The organism is Micromonospora sp. NPDC049175 (assembly GCF_043197345.1).
In the GTDB taxonomy this organism is placed as follows: domain Bacteria; phylum Actinomycetota; class Actinomycetes; order Mycobacteriales; family Micromonosporaceae; genus Micromonospora.
This window is the reverse complement of the sequence record NZ_JBICSY010000004.1, coordinates 570,069-595,172: the sequence shown is the minus strand read 5'-3', so window position 1 is coordinate 595,172 and position 25,104 is coordinate 570,069. Positions and strand designations below refer to the sequence as shown.

General features: G+C 73.1%; 29 protein-coding genes. 8 read left to right on the top strand and 21 right to left on the bottom strand.

Annotation, left to right across the window (positions count from 1 at the left end):
- Positions 1–66: 66 nt before the first annotated feature.
- The 4 genes from ACGFH8_RS19750 to ACGFH8_RS19735 form a co-directional block, all read right to left on the bottom strand.
- Positions 67–627: a hypothetical protein gene (locus ACGFH8_RS19750; RefSeq protein WP_393368859.1), complete on the bottom strand. Its 561-nt coding sequence runs from the start codon at positions 625–627 to the stop codon at positions 67–69.
- Positions 628–1,216: 589 nt separating this feature from the next.
- Positions 1,217–1,861 carry a response regulator gene (locus ACGFH8_RS19745; RefSeq protein WP_393368856.1) on the bottom strand — a complete coding sequence of 215 codons (645 nt, stop codon included), beginning with the start codon at positions 1,859–1,861 and terminating at the stop codon, positions 1,217–1,219.
- Entirely contained in the window at positions 1,852–3,015 is a 1,164-nt protein-coding gene (locus ACGFH8_RS19740) for a sensor histidine kinase (RefSeq protein ID WP_393368853.1), read from the bottom strand. Before ACGFH8_RS19740 ends, ACGFH8_RS19745 begins: the two co-directional genes overlap by 10 nt.
- A gap of 73 nt (positions 3,016–3,088) precedes the next feature.
- Entirely contained in the window at positions 3,089–3,874 is a 786-nt protein-coding gene (locus ACGFH8_RS19735; RefSeq protein ID WP_393368850.1) for a DedA family protein, read from the bottom strand.
- Between the two features lie 82 nt (positions 3,875–3,956).
- Between ACGFH8_RS19735 and ACGFH8_RS19730 the strand changes: the two genes are divergently transcribed.
- Genes ACGFH8_RS19730 through ACGFH8_RS19720 form a run of 3 tightly spaced genes read left to right on the top strand, consistent with a single transcriptional unit; the run spans position 3,957 to position 5,700 of the window.
- Positions 3,957–4,679: a carbon-nitrogen hydrolase family protein gene (locus ACGFH8_RS19730; RefSeq protein ID WP_393368847.1), complete on the top strand. Its 723-nt coding sequence runs from the start codon at positions 3,957–3,959 to the stop codon at positions 4,677–4,679.
- A gap of 36 nt (positions 4,680–4,715) precedes the next feature.
- Positions 4,716–5,156 carry a VOC family protein gene (locus ACGFH8_RS19725; RefSeq protein WP_393368845.1) on the top strand — a complete coding sequence of 147 codons (441 nt, stop codon included), beginning with the start codon at positions 4,716–4,718 and terminating at the stop codon, positions 5,154–5,156.
- A gap of 46 nt (positions 5,157–5,202) precedes the next feature.
- A complete protein-coding gene (locus ACGFH8_RS19720) occupies positions 5,203–5,700 on the top strand; it encodes a DinB family protein (RefSeq protein ID WP_393368842.1) in 498 nt (165 codons plus the stop codon).
- 9 nt (positions 5,701–5,709) lie between these two features.
- On the opposite strand, the gene ACGFH8_RS19715 is transcribed toward ACGFH8_RS19720, so the two are convergent.
- From ACGFH8_RS19715 to ACGFH8_RS19690, 6 genes are all read right to left on the bottom strand, one after another.
- Positions 5,710–6,585, bottom strand: coding sequence for an alpha/beta fold hydrolase (locus ACGFH8_RS19715; protein WP_393368839.1), 876 nt, complete (start codon positions 6,583–6,585; stop codon positions 5,710–5,712).
- 168 nt (positions 6,586–6,753) lie between these two features.
- On the bottom strand, positions 6,754–7,395 hold the full coding sequence (locus ACGFH8_RS19710) for a histidine phosphatase family protein (protein ID WP_393368836.1): 642 nt from the start codon (positions 7,393–7,395) through the stop codon (positions 6,754–6,756).
- A gap of 33 nt (positions 7,396–7,428) precedes the next feature.
- Positions 7,429–8,871 carry a protein kinase gene (locus ACGFH8_RS19705; protein WP_393368834.1) on the bottom strand — a complete coding sequence of 481 codons (1,443 nt, stop codon included), beginning with the start codon at positions 8,869–8,871 and terminating at the stop codon, positions 7,429–7,431.
- Between the two features lie 98 nt (positions 8,872–8,969).
- Complete coding sequence (locus ACGFH8_RS19700) at positions 8,970–9,173, bottom strand: hypothetical protein (protein ID WP_393368831.1); 204 nt, start codon at positions 9,171–9,173, stop codon at positions 8,970–8,972.
- Between the two features lie 2 nt (positions 9,174–9,175).
- Entirely contained in the window at positions 9,176–10,219 is a 1,044-nt protein-coding gene (locus ACGFH8_RS19695) for a LacI family DNA-binding transcriptional regulator (RefSeq protein WP_393368828.1), read from the bottom strand.
- 169 nt (positions 10,220–10,388) lie between these two features.
- On the bottom strand, positions 10,389–11,321 hold the full coding sequence (locus ACGFH8_RS19690) for an NADP-dependent oxidoreductase (protein WP_393368826.1): 933 nt from the start codon (positions 11,319–11,321) through the stop codon (positions 10,389–10,391).
- Positions 11,322–11,398: 77 nt separating this feature from the next.
- Here ACGFH8_RS19690 and ACGFH8_RS19685 point away from each other — a divergent pair, with 77 nt between their 5' ends.
- Positions 11,399–11,800, top strand: a complete 402-nt coding sequence (locus tag ACGFH8_RS19685) for a winged helix-turn-helix transcriptional regulator (RefSeq protein WP_393368823.1) — start codon at positions 11,399–11,401, stop codon at positions 11,798–11,800.
- 33 nt (positions 11,801–11,833) lie between these two features.
- Here the strand turns inward: ACGFH8_RS19685 and ACGFH8_RS19680 are convergent, their stop codons facing one another.
- The 3 genes from ACGFH8_RS19680 to ACGFH8_RS19670 all read right to left on the bottom strand — a co-directional run bounded on the left by ACGFH8_RS19680 (position 11,834) and on the right by ACGFH8_RS19670 (position 14,036).
- The gene (locus ACGFH8_RS19680) at positions 11,834–12,676 is read right to left on the bottom strand and encodes an SAM-dependent methyltransferase (RefSeq protein ID WP_393368820.1); all 843 of its coding nucleotides are present in this window, start codon (positions 12,674–12,676) and stop codon (positions 11,834–11,836) included.
- 89 nt (positions 12,677–12,765) lie between these two features.
- Positions 12,766–13,647, bottom strand: a complete 882-nt coding sequence (locus tag ACGFH8_RS19675; RefSeq protein WP_393369127.1) for a helix-turn-helix domain-containing protein — start codon at positions 13,645–13,647, stop codon at positions 12,766–12,768.
- 149 nt (positions 13,648–13,796) lie between these two features.
- Complete coding sequence (locus ACGFH8_RS19670; protein ID WP_393368818.1) at positions 13,797–14,036, bottom strand: DUF397 domain-containing protein; 240 nt, start codon at positions 14,034–14,036, stop codon at positions 13,797–13,799.
- 267 nt (positions 14,037–14,303) lie between these two features.
- On the opposite strand from ACGFH8_RS19670, the gene ACGFH8_RS19665 reads away from it, so the two are divergent.
- Positions 14,304–14,954 (top strand): GGDEF domain-containing protein, encoded by a 651-nt coding sequence (locus ACGFH8_RS19665; protein ID WP_393369124.1) that lies wholly within the window; start codon positions 14,304–14,306, stop codon positions 14,952–14,954.
- Positions 14,955–14,964: 10 nt separating this feature from the next.
- Here ACGFH8_RS19665 and rox read toward each other — a convergent pair whose 3' ends face one another.
- Together rox and ACGFH8_RS19655 are read right to left on the bottom strand one after the other, a co-directional pair.
- The gene (rox, locus tag ACGFH8_RS19660) at positions 14,965–16,401 is read right to left on the bottom strand and encodes a rifampin monooxygenase (protein WP_393368816.1); all 1,437 of its coding nucleotides are present in this window, start codon (positions 16,399–16,401) and stop codon (positions 14,965–14,967) included.
- A 156-nt stretch (positions 16,402–16,557) separates the two neighbouring features.
- On the bottom strand, positions 16,558–17,577 hold the full coding sequence (locus ACGFH8_RS19655; protein ID WP_393368813.1) for a phosphotransferase enzyme family protein: 1,020 nt from the start codon (positions 17,575–17,577) through the stop codon (positions 16,558–16,560).
- 138 nt (positions 17,578–17,715) lie between these two features.
- On the opposite strand from ACGFH8_RS19655, the gene ACGFH8_RS19650 reads away from it, so the two are divergent.
- Positions 17,716–18,360: a flavodoxin family protein gene (locus tag ACGFH8_RS19650; RefSeq protein ID WP_393368811.1), complete on the top strand. Its 645-nt coding sequence runs from the start codon at positions 17,716–17,718 to the stop codon at positions 18,358–18,360.
- A 79-nt stretch (positions 18,361–18,439) separates the two neighbouring features.
- Here ACGFH8_RS19650 and ACGFH8_RS19645 read toward each other — a convergent pair whose 3' ends face one another.
- Positions 18,440–18,931, bottom strand: coding sequence for a type II toxin-antitoxin system PemK/MazF family toxin (locus ACGFH8_RS19645; RefSeq protein ID WP_030336385.1), 492 nt, complete (start codon positions 18,929–18,931; stop codon positions 18,440–18,442).
- Positions 18,932–18,996: 65 nt separating this feature from the next.
- Here ACGFH8_RS19645 and ACGFH8_RS19640 point away from each other — a divergent pair, with 65 nt between their 5' ends.
- Both ACGFH8_RS19640 and ACGFH8_RS19635 read left to right on the top strand, forming a co-directional pair.
- Entirely contained in the window at positions 18,997–19,512 is a 516-nt protein-coding gene (locus tag ACGFH8_RS19640; protein ID WP_393368809.1) for an NUDIX hydrolase, read from the top strand.
- A 26-nt stretch (positions 19,513–19,538) separates the two neighbouring features.
- On the top strand, positions 19,539–20,765 hold the full coding sequence (locus ACGFH8_RS19635; RefSeq protein ID WP_393368807.1) for a hypothetical protein: 1,227 nt from the start codon (positions 19,539–19,541) through the stop codon (positions 20,763–20,765).
- A 79-nt stretch (positions 20,766–20,844) separates the two neighbouring features.
- On the opposite strand, the gene ACGFH8_RS19630 is transcribed toward ACGFH8_RS19635, so the two are convergent.
- Genes ACGFH8_RS19630 through ACGFH8_RS19610 form a run of 5 tightly spaced genes read right to left on the bottom strand, consistent with a single transcriptional unit; the run spans position 20,845 to position 25,092 of the window.
- On the bottom strand, positions 20,845–21,384 hold the full coding sequence (locus tag ACGFH8_RS19630; RefSeq protein ID WP_393368804.1) for a DUF2267 domain-containing protein: 540 nt from the start codon (positions 21,382–21,384) through the stop codon (positions 20,845–20,847).
- 42 nt (positions 21,385–21,426) lie between these two features.
- Positions 21,427–21,825, bottom strand: coding sequence for an NUDIX domain-containing protein (locus ACGFH8_RS19625; RefSeq protein ID WP_393368801.1), 399 nt, complete (start codon positions 21,823–21,825; stop codon positions 21,427–21,429).
- Positions 21,826–21,880: 55 nt separating this feature from the next.
- Complete coding sequence (locus ACGFH8_RS19620) at positions 21,881–23,236, bottom strand: hypothetical protein (RefSeq protein WP_393368798.1); 1,356 nt, start codon at positions 23,234–23,236, stop codon at positions 21,881–21,883.
- Positions 23,233–24,054, bottom strand: a complete 822-nt coding sequence (locus ACGFH8_RS19615) for a TIM barrel protein (RefSeq protein ID WP_393368795.1) — start codon at positions 24,052–24,054, stop codon at positions 23,233–23,235. The genes ACGFH8_RS19620 and ACGFH8_RS19615 overlap by 4 nt, the downstream gene beginning before the upstream one ends.
- Positions 24,055–25,092, bottom strand: coding sequence for a zinc-binding alcohol dehydrogenase (locus ACGFH8_RS19610; RefSeq protein WP_393368794.1), 1,038 nt, complete (start codon positions 25,090–25,092; stop codon positions 24,055–24,057). It abuts the gene before it with no gap.
- Positions 25,093–25,104: the final 12 nt, after the last annotated feature.

Here is a 25,104-nt window from a genome sequence, read left to right as displayed (position 1 = left end):
GCTGGCCGGCACCCCCGGGGTTGCGGGGTGCCGGCCAGCGGTCGGTGTTCTGCGGTGGTGCCGGTGTCAGCTGTTCCAGTACTGGCCGACCAGGTCGGTGGCCTGCTGCTCCCACTGGGCGTAAGCGTCGGGATAGGCGGAGACCTGCACGGTCTGCGCGGCGTCGGTCAGCGCCATGTCCTGCCAGCCGTCGACCTGACGCAGGCCCTTGAGGAACGCGGTGGTGGAGTACTCCGGGTTGGTGATCTGCTCCGGCGTGCCCCAACCACTGGACGGGCGTTGCTGGAACAGGCCCAGCGAGTCGTGGTCGTTGGCGTCGCCGAGGTGGCCCAGGTTGTCCAGCTTCGACTCCTGCAGGCTCGTCGCGATCGAGATGACCGCGGCGCGCTCGGGCAGGCCGGCCTTCTTCGTCGCGGCGATGATCGCCTTGACGTTGGCGGTCTGCTCATCGTTCAGGGAGATGTGCGACTGGTCGCCCTGCGGCTTCGGCGCAGCGGTCTGCACGGCCACCGCGACCGGCTTGGCATCCACCGGGTTGGCGTGGGCGGCGATCGGACCGGCGAAGACACCACCGGCGAACGCGAGACCAGCAACGGACAGCACGCTCTTACGCATGATCGTGTTCATGGGGGTAGCTCCTTCGGGGGTAGGAACACCCAGCGCCAGGGGGAAAGCGGCAGGGTGTGAGCACCTCGTCCGGCGCTGCACAAACAAGGGGGAAGTCTGGGGGTCGGCGGCCTGCGAGCGGTTGGGCTCGTGGCGCCGGGTCCAGGTGTAACGGCCCGGGGGCCGGGGTCATTCCGGGGGTGGCCCATCGGTCGCGCTCTCGTGGAGGCGGTGCCCGGTTGGCCGTTCGTGGGGACTGCAACGACCGAGCGCGGGCGGGCATTCCCACCCCGAGGCACGGGGGCGCGAGCCGGTGTTGCTGCGATCGTCAGGATGTGTAACGACCCCGCCCCGGCCACGATTCCGGCCCACGGATGCGACCGGTCACAGCCCACAACTCCCTTCGATCGGACAAACCACCCACACCACGCGGCATCCACGACCCCCGAGCCGCCGCCACCGGGCACGATCCACTCGCCTCAGCGGAAGTCGGAGACCACGGACACCGGACACCCGACACCCGACACCCGGACATCACGGACACCGGGTTGATGACGTCCCGGCCGGGCCTGAGGATGCGGGGTCAGGCGCCCAGATAGCGATGCGGGGGTCAGGCGCCCAGATAGCGCAGCACCGCGAGGATTCGCCGGCTGTAACCTGTGGTCTCGCCGAGATCGAGCTTGTCGAAGATGGCGTTGACGTGCTTCTCCACCGCGCTCTGCGACACGTGCAACCGTTGCGCGACAGCGCTGTTCGTGTGGCCTTGGGCCATCTCGTGCAGGACGTCCCGTTCGCGCGGGGTGAGCCGCCCGAACGGGTCTGGCCGTTGCGAACCGGCCACGACCTGCCGAACCACCTCCGGGTCGAGTGCCGTGCCCCCGGCGGCCACTCGGTTCAGCGCGTCGAGGAAGTCGTCCACCTGGGCGACCCGGTCCTTGAGCAGGTAGCCCACCCCCTCGGGACGGTCCGCGAGCAAACGGCCGGCGAAGCGCCGCTCCACGTACTGGGAGAGCACCAGGACACCGGTTTCGGGCCACCGTCGACGGATCTCCAGGGCGGCCCGCAGCCCGTCGTCGGTGTGGGTGGGCGGCATCCGGACATCGGTGACGACCACCTCCGGACGGGTTCGCGCGACCGCCTCGAGCAGTTCGTCGGCAGTGCCGACCGCCGCGACCACCTCGTGCTCCTCCTCGGCGAGCAGCCGCGTCAGGCCTTCGCGGAGCAGGGTCGAGTCTTCGGCGAGGACTAGCCGCACGGCAGCTCCGCCAGCACGGTGGTCGGGCCGCCGACCGGGCTGGTCACCAACAGCCGGCCGTCGAGTGCGGCGACCCGTCGGGCCAGGCCGGCCAGGCCTCGCCCGGCGGGGTCCGCGCCGCCGACACCATCATCGTGTACGCGCAACCGGACCCACCCCTCCCGTACCCCGATCTCGACCGCGACCAGCGTAGCGGCGGCGTGCTTCGCGGCGTTGGTGAGCGCTTCGCAGGCCACGAAGTACAGCACCGTCTCGATCTGCTGATCGGGGCGGATCGGCAGGTCGCAGTGGATCCGCACCGGCACCTCGGAACGACGGGCGACCATGGTGAGCACCGCACCGAGGTCGCTGCCCTCCAACGCCGACGGGTAGACCCGCCACGCCACCTCGCGCAGTTCCTCGACGGCCCGCTGCACGTCCTCGTGTGCCTGGGCGAGCAGGGCGGCGGTGCGATCGGCGTCGCGGGCCCGCCGAGCCCGGCCGAGCAGCATGCCGAGGGCGACCAACCGCTGCTGGAGGCCGTCGTGCAGGTCGCGTTCGATGCGCTGCCGTTCGGCGTCGACCGCCGCGAGGACCCCGGCCCGGCTGCTTGTCAGCTCGTCGACCCGCCGCGCCAGCTCGGCCCGACTCCCCGGGCCGAGCAGCCGCCGAGCCAACCGGACGTCCAGCGCGGCGACGCTGGCGAGGGCTTGGACGTTGAGCAGCAGGAGGACCACCCCGACGGCGACCTGTGCCAGCGTGTCGACAGGGGACAGCTCACCGCGTACCGCCGCGCGGAGCACGATGCCGGCCAAGACCAGGCCGACGCCGAGCATCGCGTACGCCAGGAGGCCGAGCGCGCCGGGCACCAGTCGGGCCGCCAGGTAGCCGATCTGCCGGCGGGTCGCCACCGGGTGGACCGGGAGCGTTTCGCCCTCGGGGAGCAGCAGTCGACGGAGTCGGTCGCGTTCCCAGCGGACGAGCCATCCGGCGTACCGCTGGGTGAGCCTGGTGACCCCGCGAGCGGCCGGTGGCGCGGGGGCGGACACGGCGGTCGCGACGGCCGTGACGACCAGGAAGGCAAGCTCGACAGCGGCGGTCACGCTGCCGGCGGCGACGCCGACCGGCAGTCGGAGACGGGTCCACCACCTGTCGATCCGGGACTCCCCGGTCACCTGCCCTCCCCCTCCCGGGCCGAATCCGTCGTCCACGGCCCTGCTCCGACAGGTGGAGCAGAGCCAGGAAGTGCTAGCGCTCGTCCGAGGTCCACGAGCCGCTTCGGTAGAGGGTGCCGCGCCCGCCCGGGTCGGGCACGCCGAGCGCCGGCTCGCCGTGCCCGGGATCGGCCGGCTCGGGGTCGCGGGCGGCCCGGCGGGCGCGCAGCACGCGGGACCCGACGAACCAGGCGGCCGCCGCCGCGCAGACCACGATCACCACTTTCTGCAGCGTGCCCGCGTACCCCTCGACGAGGTGCCAGTTGTCGCCGAGCAGGTAGCCGGCGAGCACGAATGTGGTGTTCCAGATCAGGCTGCCCAGCGTGGTGTAGAGCAGGAAGGTGCCCACCGGCATGCGCTCCACCCCGGCCGGGATGGAGATCAGGCTGCGGAAGATCGGGATCATCCGGCCGAAGAAGACGGCCTTCACGCCGTGCCGGAGGAACCACGCCTCGGTCCGGTCCACGTCGCTGAGCTTCACCAGCGGCAGCCGGGCCACGATGGCGCGCATCCGGTCGCGGCCCAGCGATGCGCCGACCAGGTAGAGCGCCATCGCGCCCACCGCCGAGCCCAGCGTGGTCCAGAAGATCGCACCGACCAGACTCATCCGGCCCTGCGCCGCGACGAACCCGGCCAGCGGCAGGATCACCTCGCTGGGGATCGGCGGGAACAGGTTCTCCAGCGCCACGGCCAGGCCGGCGCCCGGCCCGCCGAGTCGTTCCACCAGGTCGGTGACGTAACCGACGAGGCCACCCTGCGGTGGTTCGGCCGCGGCGGTGGGGGTTCCGGTGGCGAGCAGGGCGTGGGACGTTCGAATCATGCGCCCACCGTACGAAGCGATCCTGAGAGCCGACCATGCGGTTGACCTCCCGGCCGCGCGACTCGACCACACCGCTGAGGGTGTGGAAAACCGCACCCCACTGCGGCTCGCCGTCGTGCAGCCGCGGTGCGTACCCCGGGATGTCGCGACAAACGCGCGGACGCACGCCGCCGCGGTCCGCGCGGCGGGCGCCCGGGTGGTGGTCTTTCCCGAGCTGTCCCTGACGGGGTACGAGTTGGACGCGCCGGTCGTGCCGGTCGACGATCCGCGGTTGGTGCCGCTTGTCGAGGCGTGCGCCGAGACGGGCACGGTGGCCCTCGTCGGCGCGCCGGTCGCCGGCGACCACATCGCGGTGCTGGCGGTGACCGGCACCGGAGTGACGGTGGCCTACCGGAAGATGTGGCTGGGCGCCGCCGAGGCCGATCGGTTCCGGCCGGGCGAGACGCCGGTCGTGCTCGACGTGGACGGCTGGCGGGTGGGGTTGGCCGTCTGCAAGGACACCGGCGTCACCGCGCACGCGGAGCGGACCGCGGCGCTCGGCATCGACGTCTACGCGGCGGGTGTCCTGGAGTCCGCGCGCGACGCCGCCGTGACCGACCAGCGGGCGCACCGGATCGCCACCGCCCACCGGGTCTGGGTGGCGGTGGCGAGTTTCGCCGGCTCGACCGGCGGTGGCTACACCGAGGCGGCAGGACGGTCCGGGGTGTGGACGCCGGAGGGAAAGGTCCTCGCGCGCGCGGGCACCGAGCCGGGAGAGTCGGTAGCCGTGACCCTCCCCGACACCGTGCGAAACGCCGCCGGCTGACTCGCACGTGTCGTACGCCTCGGGCAGGATCGGCTGATGAGCACCGTCCCCTCCCGCCTGTCCGTGGTCACGCTGGGAGCACGTGACATCGGCGCGCTGCGGTCCTTCTACCGGTCCCTGGGGTGGCCCGAGCTGCCGGCCAGCGACGACGGCTGGTCGGCCTTCCTGCTCGGTGGCGTCCTGTTCGCGCTCTTCCCGCTGCCGGAGCTGGCCGCCGAGGCGGCGCCGGGCGTGCCCGGTCCGGCGGGAGGTTGGTCCGGTGTCACCCTGGCCTGCAATGTCGACAGTCGCGGGGAGGTCGACAGGGCCTTCGCCGCGGCGGTCGCTGCGGGCGCGACGGTGGTGGCGGAGCCGACCGACCGGCCCTGGGGTGGGCGCTCCGGTTACGTCGCCGACCCGGAGGGCAACCGCTGGGAGATCGCCTGGGCCGGCTCGGCCCGCTTCGACGAGCGCGGCGCGCTCGTCGGGTTCGGCTGAGTGGCAGGTGTTTGCGCCTCGTCCACGACCTTGGAATGCTTCGCGGGTGACTTCCTTTCCCGGGACCTTCGCCGACGATGTCATCGACCAGCCGGCACAGGCGCAGGTCGAGACGTTCATCGACGAGCATCGCCGAGCGCTCAACGGCTGTCTGGACGGGCTGACCGAGGAGCAGGTGCGCCGCTCGTTGGTGCCGTCCCGGACCACGCTGCTGGGTCTGGTGAAGCACGCCACCTTCGTGGAGAAGGTCTGGTTCGACGAGGCCGTCACGTGCCGGTCCCGCGCCGAGATCGGCATCCCCGCCACCCCGGACGAGTCGTTCAGCCTGGACGACGACGACACGATCGACAGCGTCCAGCGGGCACACCGCGAGGCATGCGCTGCCTCCCGCCGCGCGACGTCCTCGCTGGGTCTGGACGACATCCTGCGCGGCAACCGGCGCGGTCCACTGCCGCTGCGCTGGGTGTACCTGCACGTGCTGCGCGAGTTGGCCCAGCACTGCGGGCACGCGGAGATCCTGCGCGAGCAACTCCTGGCCGAGTAGTTCGGGCGGTCAGCCGGCGTCCAACACCTCCCGCAACCGTGCCGCGAACTCCTCCGGCTTGCCCGCATAGCCGAACTCGCCTCCGAGGAAGCCACCATGGTGACTCGGGAACACCACGGCCTCCTGGCCGAGCAGGGCCGCCAGGCCGAGGGCCGTCCGCGCGGTGTACGTCCCGGCCGACTCCTCGCCGACGGCGACCACGATCCGGGTCGGCGCCGAGGTGAGCCGGCTCGCGTCGGGCCGGTAGTCGCTGATCGCCCAGGACAGGTCCGACAGCAGCGGGTCGTCGCGGTTGCCGTCGTCCTCGGTGGACAGGCCGAACGTCGCCGGGTCCGGCGCGGACTGGGCGAAGTAGGCGTCGGTGAACTCGCCCTGCCACGACGTCATCGCGATGAACGCGGCCATGCCCGCGCCGGCGCCCTTCGCCTGGTACGCCTGGTAGAAGTCGGCCCGAGCGCGTTCGGCAGCCCCGGCGTCGGGAAGCACGGCGTTGATCGGCGGCTCGTGCGCCACCAACGTGACGACGTCGCCCGGGTAGGCCGCGACGAGTTCGAGCGCCGTCACCGCGCCGCCGCTGCTGGCGAACAGGTCGACCGGGCCGGCCCCGAGGGCCTCGATCAGGTGGTGCAGGTCGGCCGCCTGCTGCTGCGGCGTGTGGTCGGTGCGGCCGTCCGTGCGGACACTACGGCCGAGGCCGCGCGGGTCGTAGGTGACCACGGTGCGGTCCGTGAAGTGCGGGGCGAGCGCGGTGAAGCCCTCCGCGGCCATCGGTTGACCGATCATGAGCAGGACGGGGCGCCCGCCGGACGGGGGCAGCGGACCGCGGACGTCGTAGACCAGGTCGACGCCGGGCACGGCGAGGGTGTGCGTCTGCGTTGTCGTCATGTCGGTGAGACTACGGCCGGCGGAAACCGATGGGCGAGCACGCCGTGCCGGCGATCTCGGCCCGGCACCGCCCTGCTGGAGGCCCGGCACGGCCCTGCTGGAGGCCCGACGCGGCCCTGCTGGAGGCCCGACGCGGCCCTGCTGGAGGCCCGACGCGGCCCTCCTGGATCACGCCCTGGCCCAGCCGCCCAGGTCGCCGAAGCGGCGCAGCGTCCAGCGGGCCGGCGGCCAACCGCCGGGGTCGTGATCGGTCGTCCACTCGGTGATCGAGGCCGGGGCGACGTCCAGGTCGAACGCCCGAAAGATCGGCTGCGCGGCGAGCGCGTGGAAGGCGCCCTCGACGGTCTCGCTGTGACCGACGAGCACCACTGTGGCGCCCCGGTGTCGATGCGCGATCTCCATGATCGCGCGGCTGACCCGGACCACCAGCTCGGCCCAGCTCTCGTTGCCCTCCTCGAAGGGACGGAACACACCCCCACCGGCCACCGCGTGGTCGGTCCGGAAGCGGGCGGTCGGCAGGCCGTCGGCGTACGGGGGCGTGTGCCAGGTGCACAGGCCGCAGTCGGCCACCGGTCGGACGCCGAGCGCCGCGCCGATCGGTTGCGCGGTCTCGACGGCTCGGCGCAGGACGGACGAGTAGACGGCCACCGGTCCGTCGCCGGCGACGTCACGGGAGAGCCGGTTGGCCAGGTCGTGTGCCTGCTCGTGGCCGAGGGCGGTGAGGCCTCGGCAACCACGCGGCCCACCCACGATTCCCTCGACCTGGTGAAGCGACTCGCCGTGCCGTACGAAGATCAGACGTGTCCGCATCGGCACATCATGCCAGCGGCATCGACAGCGCTGTCAGTCGTCCGTACGGCCGGTGGAGAAGCTGCTGGCCCGGGTCAGCAGAGCGTCCAGTTGGGCGCCCGTCTGCGCGGGCAGCCGGTCGCGTTCCACAAGCTCGGCGAGGTGTTCGCGCAACTCGGCGACGCGTTTGGCCCGGTCCCTGGTGTGCCGGTCCAGGTCGGTGAGGTCGTCGCGCAGGTCTGCGGCGGTCTTCCAGTCGACGTCTCCGCGGGCGACCGCCCCGGCGAGGACCGCGGCGAACTCGCTCGTCACCTCCCGGAGGCTGACCGGCACCTGCCCGGTGGTCGGGGGCGCGGTGCTGGCGCTGGGTCGGGGTGCCGCCGGCGTCGGCGAGTGCGTGGTGGGCGCGGGTTTCGGAGCGGAGGACGACGGCGGGGCGGCCACCTGGGGCGAGGTGGGCGCGCTCGGCGTGCCCAACTGCCCCTCGGCGAGCAGGGCGCCGACGCCGACCAGCACGGCGAGGCCGGCCGCGACCAGCACGGCGAGGGGTCGACGTGAGCGGCGGCGGGTGGGCTCGGCGGCGACCGGGGCGGGACGGACCGCCGAGCGGTCGATCAGGGTGGGCGGGTGCGCCACGGGCTGGATGCGCAGCAGCTCGGTGGGCGGCTCGACAGGTTGGCCGGCGCCGAAGCGGCGGGCCAGGTGCGCGGCGCTCGGCCGGTCGGCCGGGTTGGCGGCCAGACAGGCGAGGGTCAGCTCGGCGATGTCGGCGGGGAGGCCGGGCACCCGCAGCGGCGGCACCGGAGTGCCGCGCCGGTGCACCTCGAGGGCGTCCTCCCAGCTCTGCACCGGCAGCGGCGCCTGCCCGGTGAGGGTGCGGTAGAGCAGCGCGCCGAGGGCGTAGACGTCGCTGGCCGGATCGGGCGGGCCCGCGGTCAGTCGCTCCGGGGCGAAGTAGGCGGGGGTGCCCATCAGGGGCTCGCCGGACTGGCCGTCGAGTCCGCCGAGCGCGGCGATGCCGAAGTCGAGCACTTTGGCGCCGGTGTCGGTGAGCATGACGTTGCCCGGTTTGACGTCGCGGTGCACGACGCCGATGCGGTGCGCGGCGGCGAGCGCGGCGGCGATCTGCCCGGCCACCCGGACCGCCTCCGGCCAGGGCAGCGGCCCGTTCCGTAGGCGGTCGGCCAGGTTGTGACCGTCGACGAGCTCCATCACCAGGTACGGGACCACGACGCCGCCGGCCAGGGTCGCCTCGGCGTAGTCGTACACCTGGGTCACGTGTGGGTGGGTCAGCCGGGCGGCCGCGCGGGCCTCGCGTCGGATGGTGGCCCGCAGTTGCGGATCGGCCGCGAGCTGCCCGGCGAGGACCTTGATCGCGACCGGTCGGCCGAGCACGTCGTCGTCGGCCCGCCACACCTCGGACATGCCACCGAGACCGATCCGCTCGTGCAGCACGTAGCGGTCGTGGAGACGGAGGGTGGGCATGAAGGGTGACATGGCCTCACCAGTCTGCCTGGCCACGCCCCACTCGACCACCCTGCGTGCCCGGACCCACACTGTTCGTCCCGTGCGTACCGGAATGAGTTTCGAGCGGGTCAGGAGCAGCGCGGCGCGGCGGGCAGCGGTCGCGGCTGGATGCGGTCGGCGAGGCGGCGCAGGGCGACGGCGGCGGCCTGCCGGGTCGGGGCCAGCAGGGCCGGGCGGACGCGTTCGACCTGGACCGGGGCGTTCGGTCGGGCCGAGTTGACGTGCCGGTTCATGGCGTCGAGCGCGGTGACGTATCCGGTGGGAAGTTCCATGGTCAGCTCCTCGGGACAGGTCCGGTGGAGGTCCGGACGACGAGTGTGGTGGGCAACAACACATGGCCGGCCGCGGCGTCCGCGGGCGGGTCGAGCAGGAGTTCGGCGGCGATGCGGCCCTTCTCCTCGGCGGGCTGCCGGACCGTGGTGAGGCCGGCAGCGGCGGCCTCGGGGACATCGTCGAAACCGGTCACCGAGACGGCCGGTCGGATGCTGCCCGGCTGCCGCTCGAGGGCGTCGAGCACACCGAGGGCGAGCACGTCGGAGCCGGCCAGCACGGCGGTCGGCGGCGTCGGTGAGTCGAACAGGCCGGCGACGGCGGCGGCTGCCGCCGGGCGGCTGTTGCCCGCGGCGTTGAGCAGGGTCAGGTCGGCCCACTGGACGCCGACCTCGGCGAACGCGTCGGCGAATCCGGCGAGCCGGCCCCGGGTGGTGGGGTGCCCCGCCTCGTGCACGCCGGACAGGCGGAGCGGGCCGGCGGGGGCGTCGGGGACGACGGAATCGGCGAGCAGCGCCACCCGGCGATGACCGAGGCCGGCCACGTGTGCGGCGACACCACGCGCGGCGGCGCGCTCGTCGATGCCGACGAACCGCTCGTCCGGGCCGGCGTCGTCGCGGGCGGCGGTGCTGACGAACGGCAGCCCGCGGGCGCGGATCACGTCCAACGCCCATTCCTCGTCGGCGACGCAGTAGACGCAGAACCCGTCCACGGCGGCGTTCTCCACCGCCCGCCGGGCGTCGGTCACCGCCGGCGGCAGCGGCACCAGCAGCATGCTGGTGCCGTGCCGCTCGGCGGCCACGCCGACCCCGGCGAGGAAGCGGACCGCGAACGGGTCGGTGAAGGCGTACGACAGGTGCGAGGTGAACAGCACGCCGATCGACCCGACGAAGCCCCGGCGCAGGGACCGTGCGGTGGGGTTGGGGCCGGGGTAGCCGAGTTGCCGCGCGGCGTCCAGGATCCGCTCGCGCAGGGTGGCCGAGAGCTGGTCGGGGCGGCCGTAGGCGTTGGACACGGTGCTGCGGGAGACGCCGACAGCGTCGGCCACGGCTTGCAGGGTCGGCTTCACCGGCACCTCTCTGTATCGATTCAGTCTGTATCGATACAGAGACTAGCTCGACCGGTCGGCGTCGGTCAATACGTGGATCCGGACCCGGGAACCGCCGCCGCTGACGAGCACGTCGGACCCGCCAGCACGGCGGTCGGCGGCGTCGGCCTCAGGGCTCCAGCACCAGGCGCCCCCGCAACCCGCCGGCGGCCAGCCGCTGGTGTGCCGCCGCCACGTCGGTCAGCGGCAGCCGCCCGGCCAGCCGCAGGCTGAGCTGGCCACTGTCGACCAACGCCGACAGCTCGGCCAGGAGCGCACCGTCGGCGTGGACCTCCTGCACGACGACCCGGGTGGCGCGCAGCGGCGGCGGGGCGAACGGCGCCACGAGCGCGACGAACACTCCCCCACCCCGCAAGGCCTCGTGCGCGGCGACGCCGACAACCGCCGCGTCGACCACCGCGTCCACCCCGCCCGGCACCACCGCGCGAACCGCCGTCCCGAGCCGGTCGGTCCGCGCCACGAACCAGTCCGCGCCCAGCGAACGGACCAACTCCTCGTCCCGCACGTCGGCCACGGCGACGGTCCGGATGCCACGCAACGCGGCCAGTTCGAGCAGAAGCCCACCCACCCCGCCGGCCGCGCCGGTGACCAGCAGCGTGCGCCCGGCGTCCAGGCCGGTGAGGGCGAGCGACCGGGACGCGGTGAGACCGATCAACGGCAGCGTCGCCGCGACCTCCGGGGCGACGGTACGCGGTGCCCGCGCCACCGCCCCCTCGTCCAACACCACCCACTCGGCCTGGGTTCCGGGCGCGGACAGCAGGTCCCGCAGACCGATCACCGCGGCACCCACCGCGAACCGCCGCACTCCCGGCCCGACCGCGTCCACGGTCCCCGCCACATCCCAGCCCAGCCCCACGACGGGCAACGGGGGCAGCAGGCCGGCGGCGGTCAACGCGCCACTGCGGGTGGACAGGTCGATCCGATTGACGCCGGCGGCGGCGACGCGCACCCGTAGTTGCCCCACCCCCGGCTCCGGTTCGGGCCGGTCGGCTATCTCCAGAACCTCGGGGCCGCCGAACCGGCGGACGATCACAGCTCTCATGCCGACGACGCTAGAAGCGTTAGCATCCGGCGAGAAGAAGGCACCGCGAGGTGCCCTGGGTACCCGGGAGGGACACGATGGCCACCATGACCGCCGGCGAACGCCGCGAGCGGGACCGGCGCTCGTACAACGCCTTCCTGGCCGAGTGCCCGGGTCACGAACTGCTCGCGACGCTCAGCGACAAGTGGTTGACGCTCGTGGTGAGCGCGCTCGCCGACGGGCCGCGACGGCACAGCGAGCTGGCCCGCACGGTGGCCGGGGCAAGTCAGAAGATGCTCACCCAGACGCTGCGCAAACTGGAGCGCGACGGCCTGGTCAGCCGGTCGGTGACCGTCGGCGTGCCGGCCCGGGTCGACTACCAGCTCACCCCGCTGGGCGAGAGCCTGCTGCCGGTGCAGCGGGCGATCAAGGCCTGGGCCGAGACGCACATCGGTGAGGTGCACGCCGCGCGGGCCCACTACGACGCCCCGGAGAGCTGAACGCCTCCACTCGGGAGGCGTCGCCCGGCCGGGTCAGGGAAGGCGGGCGACCGCGCCGTACACGCTCACCTCGACGGGCGAGGGACGTGGCGGCGGCTCGTTCTCCGCCCGCCACTCGGCGACCGAGACGATGCCCGGCTCGACCATGTCGAGGCCGGCGAAGAAGCGGGCGAACTCGTCACTGCCGCGTAGGTTGATCAGCCCGTGCGGGCCGCCTTCTCGGGCCTTCGCCCGGAAGTCGGCCGCGACCGCCGACGGAAGGTAGTCGTGGGTGCCGTGCGAGGCGGCCAGGTAGCTGCCGGGCGGCAGCGCGTCGAGCACCTGCCGCACCAACGCGTACGGGTCGTCCTCGTCGGGCAGGAAGTGCAGGACCGCGACCAGCATGAGCGCGACCGGCTGCGACAGGTCGATGGCGCGGCTCAACTCCGGGTGCGCGAGGATCCGCTGCGGGTCGCGCAGGTCGGCGTCGATGTAGGCGGTGGCGCCCGTCGGCGAGCTGCTCAACAGCGCGCGGGCGTGGGCCAGCACGATCGGGTCGTTGTCCACGTAGACCACCCGGGATTCGGGCGCGATGGCCTGGGCGACCTCGTGGGTGTTGTTGGCGGTCGGGATGCCGGTGCCGATGTCGAGGAACTGCCGGATGCCCGCCTCACGGGCCAGGTAGCCCACCGCCCGCTGCAGGAAGCGGCGGTTTTCCAGGGCGGCGGTGCGGACGGTCGGAAAGGCGGCCGTTATCGCGTCGCCGGACTCCCGGTCGGCCTGGAAGTTGTCCTTGCCGCCCAGCCAGTAGTTGTAGCGGCGCGCCGGGTGCGGCACCGAGGTGTCGATCCGGTCGCTCGGCGAGCCGGCCGTCGTGCCAGCAGCATCGGTGGTCAAGGCAGCCCCCGCAATGACGAGTGTCCACTGTCGCCGTTCGCGGACCATGGTAGTGCCACGTCGGGTGGGGCCGCGGCCCCACCCGACGATCACGCGGGATAGAGGTCGTCCAGCAGCCGGCCGAGAATCTCCGCCGTACGCTCGGGTGGCTCGGCCTCGACACAGAGCCGTTCCATGGCCACCGCGTAGTAGTCCAGGTCATCGCGCTTGTCGAGGTAGATCGCGCTGGTGAGTTGTTCGATGTAGACGATGTCGGGCAACTCCTGGTCGCCGAAGCGCAGGATGGTGAAGGCGCCCCCGGCGGCGGCGTGCCCCCCGGCGGCGAACGGGATCACCTGGAGCCGGATGTTCGGGGATTTGGTCGCCTCGATGAGTGCGGTGAGCTGACCGCGCATGACCTCGGCGCCGCCGATCGGTCGACGCAACGCCGCCTCGTCCACCACGGCCCAGAGCTGCGGCGGGCTGTCCCGGTGCAGCAACTGCTGACGCTGCATCCGCAGGGCGACGCGTCGGTCGATCTCGCCCGGACCGGCGGTGCCGTGCCCGAGCAGCACGACCGCCCTGGCGTACTCCCGGGTCTGCAACAGGCCGGGCACGAACTGCACCTCGTAGCTGCGGATCAGCGCGGCCGCGGCCTCCAGGCCGAGGTACGACTGGAACCAGGTCGGCAACACGTCCCCGTAGCGGTGCCACCAGCCGGGACTGTTGGCGTCCCGGGCGAGCTTGAGCAGCGCGTCACGCTCGTGTTCCTCCGTGACGCCGTAGAGGGTCAGCAGGTCGGAGACGTCGCGCTCCTTGAAACCGACCCGGCCCAGCTCCATCCGGCTGATCTTGGATTCGGAGGAGCGGATCTCCCAGCCGGCGCCCTCGCGAGTTACCCCGCTGGACTCCCGCAGACGGCGCAACTGGGCGCCGAGCAGCATCCGGAGCACCGTCGGCCCGGTTGTCGGGCCACCCTCGGCAGGAACCATCGTCACGTGCGGACCTCCGGACACCAACCCGTGATGGCCGGGCACCCCGGCCCGGCCGACGTGTAAGCATGCCATGGACCGACAGTGAGGTGAACTCCTCCGGACCGGCGATTCGGTCCCGTCGCCGGGACGCTCCCGCGGACGAACGGTCAGTTGATGAGGTGATCGAAGTCGCCGTCTCGGGCACCGAGCACGAAGGCGGTGATCTCGTCCACCGTGTAGATCAGTGCCGGCCCCTCCGGGTGTCGCGAGTTGCGGACCGCGATGCCCGCTCCTTCGGGCAGTTCGGCGAGTTCGACACAGTTGCCGCTGGGGTTGCTCCGGCGGCTCTTCTGCCAGGTCAGCGGTGGCAACTGGTGGATCGGTACGCCATTGGGTGGCTGCTGCATGGAGGCGTCTTTCTGCTCACGAGCCCGCCGGTGGCCGTGGGAGGAGCGGTGACGGCGAGGGGGGTGCCATATCGACATCGGACGGTCATGCACGTGCATCTGCTATTGCATCTGCACCGGACGGCGAGCATGATAACGCACGTGATCGGTGGCCATCCGTTCACTATGAGTTACCCCCGCAGGGGCAACTATCAGGCAAAACGTGGCCCGGACGCGGCACACCGCGTCGAGGCGAGGCTGGGGGCGGTCGAGGCGATGGGAGGGTTCGTGCCGGATCCGATGAGTGTCGCCTCCGGCATCTGTGCCGCTGGCGCCCTGCTCTCCTCCTGGCAACTACGCCGACGGGCGCTGCGCGCCGAGACCGAGATCGGGCACCTCCACGCCGAGCTGGCCGCCGAACGGCACGCCGCGAGCCACGACCCACTCACCGGGCTGCCCAATCGCCGCGCCTTCTACCGCCTCGCGGCCACCCTGCTCACCGACGCGGCCGGCGAGCCGCTGATCGCCGTCGTGCTCGACCTCAACGACTTCAAACAGATAAACGACCAGTACGGGCACGCCGCCGGCGACCAGGTGCTGATCAGTGTGGCCGAGCGGCTCGCCGGCTTCGCCGGGGACAACCTCGTCGCCCGCCTCGGCGGAGACGAGTTCGCCGGACTGCTCTCCACCCCCACCGTCGACCGGCGCTGGATCGAGCACGCCACCCGCCGCCTGAGCGAGACCGTCGCCGCGCCGATCCGGCTGAGCGGATGCAGCGTCCGGGTCACCGCGTCCGTCGGGCTCGCCCCGGTGACCGGTCCGGCCCAGCTCACCGACGCGCTCAGTCGTGCCGACGCGGCCATGTACCAGGCGAAGAGCCTCGGCGGCGCCCGGTCACCCCGGCAACTCGTCGACAGCGCCCGCCTGGCCGAACGCTGACCCGGCGGGGTCACCCCCGGAGCTGACCGGGCGCGCCGAACCATCTGGGCAGTTGGCCGAGCAGGCCCGTCTGGTCGTCGCCCACCCAGGCCACGTGGCCGTCCGGTCGCAGCAGTACGGCGGGTACGTCCAATTCGTCGCTGACGTCGACGACGTGGTCGACCCGGTCCGACCACCCGGCGACGGAGAGCCGCCCGGTCTGGTCGAGCAGCAGTCCGCGCCCGGCGTGCATCAGCTCGTAGAGGCGCCCTCGCCGCAGCCGCACATCGCGCAGGTGTCGCCCGAGCAGGTCGTGGCCCTCACCGACGTCGTAGCGGACCCCGATCGCGGTGATCTTCTCGATCAGGTACCGGTTGACGTCCTCGAAGTCCAACAGCTCCGACAACAACTGGCGCACCGCCCGAGGGCCGGGCTGGGGCGACAGCAGCTCCATCTGCGCGCGGGTGTTGTTCAACACGTCGGAGGCCACCGGGTGCCGCTCGGTGTGGTAGGTGTCCAGCAGCCCCTCCGGCGCCCAGCCGTCGATCTCGGCGGCCAACTTCCAGCCAAGGTTGAACGCGTCCTGGATTCCGAGGTTGAGGCCCTGTCCCCCGGTCGGCGGATGGATGTGCGCCGCGTCCCCGGCCAGCAACACCCGGCCGACCCGGTAACGCTCGGCCAGCCGGGTGGCGTCGCCGAAGCGGGAGAGCCAGCGCGGTGAGTGGACGCCGAAGTCGGTGCCCGCGTACACCCGCAGTTGGTCTTTGAAGTCCCCGATGGTCGGCGGGACCGCGCGGTCCTCGGCCACCCCCTCGGCGGGGACGAGGACGCGGTAGACCCCGTCGCCGAGGGGCCCGAGACCGAAGCGGAGATGGGTCTTGCGGACCTCGGCCACGACCTCCGCCACCGCCTCCGGTGGCACCCCCACCTCCATCTCGCCCAGCAGGGTGTCGACCCTCGAAGGCTCACCCGGGAAACCGACGCCGAGCAGCTTGCGTACGGTGCTGCGGCCACCGTCGCAACCGACGAGGTAACGCCCGCCCAACCGCGTGCCATCGGCCAGCTCCACGGTCACCCCGTGGTCGTCCTGGCTCAGCCCGACCAACTCGCTGCCGCGCCGGATCTCGACGCCGACGTCGCTGGCGTGCTCGCCCAGCAGGCGGTCGGTGCTGGTCTGCGGAATGCCGAGGACGTACGCGTGCGCGGTGTCCAGCCCGCCCGGCGACGGCTTGGGAATGGCCGCGAAGAAGCCGCCGACCGGGTGCCGCGTGCCGAGCGCGAGGAACCGCTCCAGCAGACCGCGCTGGTCCAGCACCTCGAGGCTGCGCGCGTGTAGGCCGAGCGCGCGGACGTACCTGGTCGGCTCGGTCTGCTTCTCCACCACGAGCGGACGCAACCCGTGCAGCCGCAACTCGCTGGCCAGCCACAAGCCGGTCGGTCCACCGCCAGCAATGATCACATCGAGCACAGAATCCCCCGATTTTCCCGAGTTTGGGCTTCGGCTGAGGATTCTGCTGCACCACCCGGGTCTTGCCGCAAGGCCCCGGCTGCGCTATATGGTGGGAGTGGCGAGGGGGGCGACCCCCTCGCCTTTGTTCTTGCCAAACCCGGACGTGGTCGCCGCTCAGCGCCGGTGCTCAAGGTCGCGCAGCGCCGCGTCGGCGAGGGTGACCAGACCTACCGGCGACACCAGTCCCCGCACGATTCGCGCCGCTCGGTCCCGGTCGGGCGCCTCGGCGTTCGGGTCCAACGCCTGGCGGGTCCAGTCACTGAGGTCGTCGAGCGCGCGGACCGCGAGGAACCATGCCAGGCGGGCCGGGTCGATGTCCGCCGGACCGTAGCCGGTGAGTACGGCGCGCTGCTGCCCGGCGGTGACCGGCGCGAACGCGCGGACCCCACCCCGGACGAACATCAGGTCACACTCGGGCGGCGCGAGCACGGCGTCGTCCCAGTCGATCAGCCACACCCGCCCGCCCGCGCCGAGCAACAGGTTGCCCAGGTGCGGGTCGCCGTGACAGAGGACAGGTGCGGGCCCATCACGCAGGGAGGCGGCCCCGCGCTCAACCTCACCGGTCAGTGCGCGCACCCGGTCGGCCGCCGTGGACCACACCGCCGCGAGCTCGGCGAGCACCGGACCGGCGGGGTCGGCCGGGTCGGGGTCGCGCAGCCGCTCGGCCATCGCGCGGGTCGCGGCGACGATCGAGGGGTACGCGGCGCCGCCCGACGGCAGCAGCCGGCTCAGTTCGTCGGTCACCGGCACCGCGTGCACGGCTGCCAGCACCTCGCCGTACGCCTGCCAGTGCGCGTCGGTCATCGGGCCGTCGAGCGCCCGCTGGTCGGAGACCCACGGCACCACCGAGAGGCGGTGGCCGTCGTGGTCGACGGACAGGTCTCCGTCGCGGGTCCGCAACGGCGCGGCGATGCCCGGCACTCCCTGTCGGGCCAGGTACGCCGGCACGGCCAGACCGGCAGCGGTGCCGCCGCCGCTGAGCTTGACCGCGTACCGGGCGCCGTCGGCGGTGGACGTCAGCCACAGTCGGGCGTGCTCGTCGGCGCCGTGGGTCACCCGCTCCATCGAGGTCAGCCGTAGACCGAAGTTCGCCCGGACCCACTCGGCCACCTGCCGCGCGACGTCTTCGGTCATGCGGACATGGTGCCAGCGGTGTCCGGGGTGTCGTAACGGTCGTCCCAGAGCAGGCGGTCGGATGCGAGTGGGGGGTGTCCGGGGCCACTGTCCGGGTATGGGACAGCGGCCCCAGACAACTGCCGGGAAGGAACCGACGTGGCGACGATTCGCGCCCTCGTGCTCAACTGCACCCTCAAGCCGTCACCGGCCCCGTCCAGTTCCGAGCAGCTCGGTCGGGAGGTGCTGGCCGAGCTGGCCGCGCAGGGCGTCGAGGGCGAGCTGGTCCGGGTCGTCGACCACGACGTGCGCTTCGGGGTATCCACGGACGAGGGCGACGGCGACGGCTGGCCGGCGATCCGCGCCAAGCTGCTGGCGGCCCAGGTGCTCATCATCGCCACGCCGATCTGGCTCGGTCAGCCGGCCAGCGTCTGCAAGATGGTCCTCGAACGCCTGGACGCCGAGCTGTCCGAGACCGACGACGCCGGTCGGCTGCTCACCTACGGTAAGGTGGCCGGCGTCGCCGTCGTCGGCAACGAGGACGGCGCGCACCACACCATCGGCGAGGTGCAGCAGGCGCTCAACGAGGTCGGATTCACCCTCGCCGCCGCCGCCGCGACCTACTGGGTCGGCGAGGCACTGCACAAGGTGGACTACCGCGAGGTCGGTCCCAAGCCCGACACGACCGGCCGCACCACGAAGGCCCTGGCACTCAATACCGCGCACCTGGCACGACTGCTCGCCGACCAGCCGTACCCACCGCCCGACGCGCAGGGCGCCGCGGTCGGCCCGAGCCGCGAGTAGGCGTGAACAGTGACGCACCGAGCACCACCGCCAGCGTCCCCGCAGCAGGTCGACAGGGGCAACCGCGCCGGGCGCGCGGTCAGCGCCAGCCGTAGCCCGCGCGCAGCGCCTGCCCGACCCGGTCGAAGCGGGGCCGATCCAACACGGCGCCCTCGCGGCGGATGCTGTCCTCCCGCATGGTGAGCACCCGGTCCAGCCGAACCCAGCTCGGCCGGTTGTCCCGGTCCCACTCACCCGGCCCGAGCGCGAACCAGTGCCGCTGCCCGTCCCGCTCGCTCTGACTGGACAGCATCAGCCCGAACAGCGTCCGACTGTGCCGCCCGACGACAAGCACCGGCCGGTCCTTGCCCTGCCGGGGATCGTCCTCGTACGGCACCCACGTCCAGACGATCTCGCCGGGGTCGGCCTGACCGTCCCGCTCCGGGGCGTAGGTCAGCTCCCGTCGCTGCAACGCGCTCACCTGACGGCGGCGGGCCACCTGCGCGGGCGCCGGCCCGGTACGCCGGGGCGACGGGATCACCGCGCCCACCCGGGAGATACGCGCCGCGACATTCCTCAACAGACCAGCCACGGCGGGCAGCCTACCGGTCGCCGCGCCGGCCACCGGCGTGGGAGTTGCTGCGGCAGACTGGGCCCATGATTGACGTACCCGACGACCTGCCGATCCTCGAACGGCGTGCGGTGCGGGTGGTGGTCGTCGACCACACCGAACGAGTGTTGCTGTTCCACACCCACGACCCGGACCATCCCCGGCTGGGCAGGTGGTGGGAGCTGCCGGGTGGCGGCATGGACCCCGGGGAGACCTACCGCGACACGGCGGTGCGCGAGCTACGCGAGGAGACCGGCATCGTGGTCGCCGCCGACCAGCTGGGCGCACCGACCTGGCGTCGGCGGGCGAGTTTCCTGCACCGTCAGGTGCGGCACGTCCAGGACGAGGTCGTCGTCAGCGTACGACTCGCGGGCCCCGGCCCGGACGTGGACGAGGCGCACCGCCTCGACTACGAGCGGGAGGACTACTTCGACTTCCGCTGGTGGCCGCTGCCGGAGGTGGTGGCCAGCCCGGACCGGTTCTACCCCGGTCAACTCCCCCGGCTGATCACACCCTTCCTGGCTGGCGAGGAGATCGACGAGCCCTTCGAGCTGTGGTCGTGAGCCGGGCCGGCGGGCAGAGTGGGGGCATGACGACCGTTCCGCACGGGCCACTCGCCGCGTACGCCGCGCGGTTGCACGCCACGATCGGCGACCGGCACCACGTCGCCTCCCCGCTCGGCGCCTGGCTGCTGCTCGCGGTCTGCGCCACCGCGGCCGACTCCGACCCGGCCGCCGAGGACCTGGCTCGCGCTCTGGGCACCGACCTGGCCAGCGCGGCGGAGGTCGCCCGAACGCTACTGGACGCGCCGCATCCGCTTGTCGCGTCCGCCACCGCGCTCTGGCACCGGGCGGGCCAGGGCGGCGGGTCGACCGGTTGGCGGGCCACGTTGCCCGCGACGACCGAGGTCGGCGCGCTGCCCGACCAGGCCGGGTTGGACGCCTGGGCGCGCGAGCACACCGACGGCCTGATCGACACGTTCCCCCTGAAGATCGGCCCGGAGGTGGTCTTCGCCCTGGCCAGCGCGCTGGCCACCCGGATCTCCTGGGCGACCCCGTTCGACGCCGCCGACGCCCGCGCGCTCGGCGCCGGCAGTGCCTGGGCGCGCCGGCTACGCCAGGTGTTGCGCAGCCCGGCCCAGGGCCACCGGTGCGCCATCGTGTCCGGCACGCCTGTCGGCGACGTGATCGTGCACGCCGCGCCGGCCCAGAGCAGCGACGGCCCGGGGCTTGTCGTCCTCTCGGTGGCCGCCGCACCGCAGGTGTCGCCCGCCGAGGTGCTGGCCCTCGCGTACGATCTCAGCGCCGGCGCGGCCGACGGCACGCCGCCGGCCGGCAGCCGATCGCTGTTCGACCTGCCGCTCGGCGAGACAGCGCTGTGGACGCTGAGCGAGGAGCGGGTCCGGACCCGGGCCCGCGACGGTCGCGAGGAACGGCACACCGCCGTGCTCCCCTGCTGGTCGGCCCGCAGTGAGCACGACCTGAGCGCTGCCGAGCTGGGCTTTCCGGCGGCGACGGTGGCGCTGGCGGGAGCGCTTGCCCAACCGGTGCGGGGCTTCGAGGCACGACAGACGGCGCTGGCCCGGTACGGCCGGTACGGCTTCGAGGCGGCCGCGGTGACCGGGATGTTCGGGTTGGTCAGCCTGCCGCCGGAGGGCGTGGCCCGCACCGCGGAGCTGCGCTTCGGCCATCCGTACGCCGTGGTGGCCCTCGCCACCGACGCCCGGCCGGACGGGACGACCGGGCCGTGGCACGGGGTGCCGGTGTTCTCCGCCTGGGTCACCGAGCCGGAGGAGCTGTCCGACTCCGCGACGTGAGCCCGCGATCAGATGCGCGCGGACGGCGCCGTCGGCGCGATGATTGGCTCGTGTTCCGGGCAGCACGGCGCGGGGCGGCTCAGGGCAGGTATCGCGGAGCGTCGCCGTCGCGCGGCAGTCGCGCCACCAACTGCCGGAACTCCCGTACGGTCATCGCCGACCGCAAGGTGCCGAAGACCGCGCCGGTTCCCGCTCGAGCGGTGGCCGGGTCCACTCCGGCGCGCTCTCCCACCCGACGTAGGAACTCCGCCGGGCCGGCGTCCGGTGGCGGAGAAACCGGGGCGGCCCCGCCGACCTCCAGCCCGACGCCGGTGTCCAGCCCGTCCACACCGTCACCCGGTCCGCCGAACCCGGCCGGGTCCAGAATCGCCCCGGCCCGATTCGGGACAGAGCCGGGCAGGTCCGGGAGAGGTCCCGTCAGGTCCGGGGCCGGGCCCGTCAGGTAGCCGTCGACCTCGTTCGGTAGGTGCCCGACGAGGTCGTCGGGCGCGCCGCCGGTCACCCGCTCGGCCAACGTCTGGAGTACGGCGCGGGCGAGTGCGGCGGCCTGCTCGGCCGGCAGGCCGGACCGGCGGGACACCGCGTCGATGAAGTACGGGAACCCGTCGCGGTCGGTCACGTCGGGGCGGTTACCCCCGGCCGGGCGCGACAAACGGCGCCGTCAGCGCAGGAGGTCCTCGGCCCGCAGGTGGTCGAAGATGAGGTGGTCGACAGGCGAGGTACGGTGCCGGTCGGCGTAGCCGAGCCAGGCCATCTCGGCGATCTCGCTGGCTGGCCGCAGCCGTCCCTGGTAACCGGCCCGGTAGCAGGTCATCCGTACGGTGACACCGCCCGCGTGCCCGTGCGCCTGCGCGGTGAAGGTGCCCACGTGCACGGCGTGGTCCACGTCCACGTCGACGCTCAACTCCTCGTCGATCTCCCGGCGCAGGGTCTCCAGGTCGGTCTCTCCCGGCTCACGCTTGCCGCCCGGCAGATACCAGACGTCCTTGCCCGCCGACCGGGTGCTCAGCACCCGCCCGTCCTCGATGAGGATCCAGGCCACCTTGTCGATCTCGCGCACGCCGCCCCTTCCGGTCGAAGATCGGGCACGCTACCAACAGGTGGCCGGGGCGCGATCACTCGGCCAGCAGGTCGAGCAGCAGCGCGGCGGTCCAACTGAACGCCGGCGAGCCCAGCCCGGCGCCGGTGTCCGGGTGGAAGTACTCGTGGCAGCCGGCCCCGCTGACCAGGTCGATCATCGAACGCCGCAGTCCGGCGGCCAGCTCCGGGTGCCCGTGCGCGAGCAGCCCACGCCGGACCAGCCAGCCGATGTTCAGCCAACTCGGTCCGCGCCAGTAGCGCAGGGGCTCGAAGTCACCGGCGGTGCGGTCGTAGGTGGGCAACGGCCGGTCCATCCGCCGGGCAACCCCGAACCGCGCCGAGCGGGCCTCGACGGCCAGCGCGTCGGCCTGCCGCGCGGGCAGGTCGGGCAGGATCAGCGGCGTCAACCCGAGCACGGTACGGGCGCTTACCAACCGGTCGGTGCGCAGGTCACGGGGCTGGAACGTCCCGGTGTCGTGGTCGTAGAGCCGGCGGAGCAGCGCCTCGGTGACCTGGGCCGCGCGAGCCCGGTGCGGTCCCGGATCGGCGCCGACGAGCACGGCGATCTCGGCGAGGGCGTGTTCGGCGGACCCGAACGCCGCGTTGAACAGCGGGCACTCCACCAGAAAGGCATGATCGTCGGCCAGTCGGCGGTCGGAGTAGCCGTGGTCCCGGTAGGCCGCGACGATCGCCAGGTAGCGCGCGTAGTCCAGGTCCGTGGGGCGGTGCGCGGCGTCGGCGTGCGCGGTGTCGTGCCGACGGTACGCGCGCATGACGGCCGCCTCCGCCGCGACGGCGGCCATCGGCTCGTCCCAGGCCGGGCTGTTGTCCAACCCGGACTCCCAGGGGTGCACGATGCAGACCAGCCCGTCACCTGCCACGTCCCGCCGCGTCGCCAGGTAGCGCTGCTGGGCGACGAGCGCGGGATAGAGCCGGCGCAGCGCGGCCAGGCCGGTGGGATCGGGCGCCCGCTGGTACGCCAGCCACGCCGCGAGCGCGTGCACCGGTGGCTGGACCAGGCCTGAGGTGTCCACGGCGGGCGTGCCCGCGACGCTCGCCGAGCGCCACAGCTCCGGGCCGGGGAAGTACGTGCCGACCCGCATCGCCGGGTTGAACACGATGTGTGGCACCCGCCCGTCGGCCCACTGCGCCCGGAAGAGGCTCGCCAGCTCCCGCCAGGCGCGCTCGGGGCGGACCTGGGCCAGCCCGATGGCGATGAAGGCCGAATCCCAGCTCCACTGGTGCGGGTAGAGGGTGCGCGAGGGCACGGTGTGGTCCCGTTCCCAGTTGGCGTCGAGCGTGTCGACGGCGAGTTGGCGCAGCCCGGCGACGTCGGCCGGCCCGCCGGTGCGGGCGGGGTCGGCGTCGGCCGTCACACCGCCGGCGGTCACGCGGCGGCCTCGCGGGGCTGCGCGTGTCGCAGGACCGTCGCAGCCTGTTGCAGGGCCCGGACCGGGTCGCCGCGCAGCCGGCACTCCAGGGCCAGCCAGCCCCGGTAGTCCAGCTCCAGCAGGGTCCGCAGCAGCGCCGGCCAGTCCAGGTGCCCGGCACCGGGCTGGCACCTGTTGGAGTCGCTGACCTGCACGTGCCCGAGGTACGGCGCGGCGGCACGCAGCGCGCGGTGCATGTCGTCCTCCTCGATGTTCATGTGGAAGGTGTCGGCGACCACCCGGACCGACGGCATCCCGAGCGCGGCGCAGAGCGCGACCGCCTCGTCGAGACGGTTGACCATGTGGTCCTCGTACCGGTTGAGGGGTTCGAGGAAGAGGGTGACCCCCTCGGACCTGGCGTGCTCGCCCAGCTCGCCGAGGGCGTCGAGGAGGACCTGCCGGTCACCGGCCGGCGGACGCGGCGGCTCGAACGGTGGTAGCCGGCGGGAGAACATCCCCCAGGACGCCGGGGTCATCACCCCGACGCCGCCCAGCTCGGCGATCACCGAGAGCTGCGAGCGCAGGTTACGGACGGCGTCGGCGGAGCGGGCCGGGTCGAAGTCGCCGATGAAGTGGTCCATCTCGACGCAGACGGTGGGCAGCACGGCCCCGCCGGCGCGGGCCCGGCGCAGCTCCGGCAGGCGGCGGGCGAACGCGAGGTCGCCACGCCCGCGTAACTCGATGCCCTGGTAGCCGAGGGCGAGCGCGAGCGCGTACTTCTGGGTCAGGTCGGTGCCCGGCAGGAGTTGTTCCTGGCAGGCCAGCGCGATGGTGGTCATCTAGAACCTCAGCACCACTTGGAGGACGTCACCGGCGCCGCGGTCGAGCAGCGCGAGGGCGTCGGCGACGGCGCTGGCGTCGACGATGTGGCTGACCAGCGGCATCGGGTCGAGGCTGTGCTCAGCCACCAGATCCATGAAGGTCTGCGCCACCCGGTCGCCGGTCCACCGGCCGGCCATGCTCGGCGCGGGGGTGGGTCCGGAGACCTGGGCGGCCACCAGCTGGATGCGGTTGTGGTGGAACTCCTCGCCGAGGCCGAGCGCATCGGCCTGGCCCTGGTAGAAGCCGGCGGCCACCACCCGTCCGGCGTGTGCGGTGGACCGGATCGCCTCGTGCAGCGCCGGGTACGCGCCGGACAACTCCAGGCAGACGTCCGCGCCCCGGCCGCCGGTGGCCAGACGTAGCACTGCCGCCGCGGATTCGGTCCGGGCGTCCACGGTGGATCTCGCGCCGTAGTCGGCGGCGTGCGTCAGCCGGCCGGGCACCGGGTCGACGGCCACCACCCGGGCGCCGGAGAGCACGGCGAGCCGGGTGGCGAGCAGCCCGATGACGCCCTGCCCGAAGACACCGACCCAGTCGCCGAGGTGCAGGTCACCGGCGAGCACTGCGGTCAGCGCGATGGCGCCGGGACGGGCGAAGACGGCGGCGAGCGGGTCCAGCCCGGCGGGGAGTGCACGGACCGCGCCGGCGGCGAGCACCGCCTCGGCCCGGTGCCCCCAGATGCCCCACACGAGCTGCCCCGGGTGCCGGTCGGTGACCTCCGGGGACACCTCGATGATCTCGCCGACCTCTTCGTAGCCGAAGCCGATCAGCGGGTAGGGAACCGGGGTCTGCCGAGGGACGAACATCCGGGCGGTGTCGTCCCAGTCCTTGCTGAGCCGGGGATTACTGCCCCGGTAGAGGGTCAACTCGGTGCCGGCGGAGATGCCCGAGTAGCAGGTGCGGACCCGGACCTGACCGGGGCCGAGCGGATCCGGCGGGCAGGGCTCGAGGCTGATCCGTCGAGGCCCGGCGAGAGAGACGACCCAGTTGCCCATGTGTCACATCCC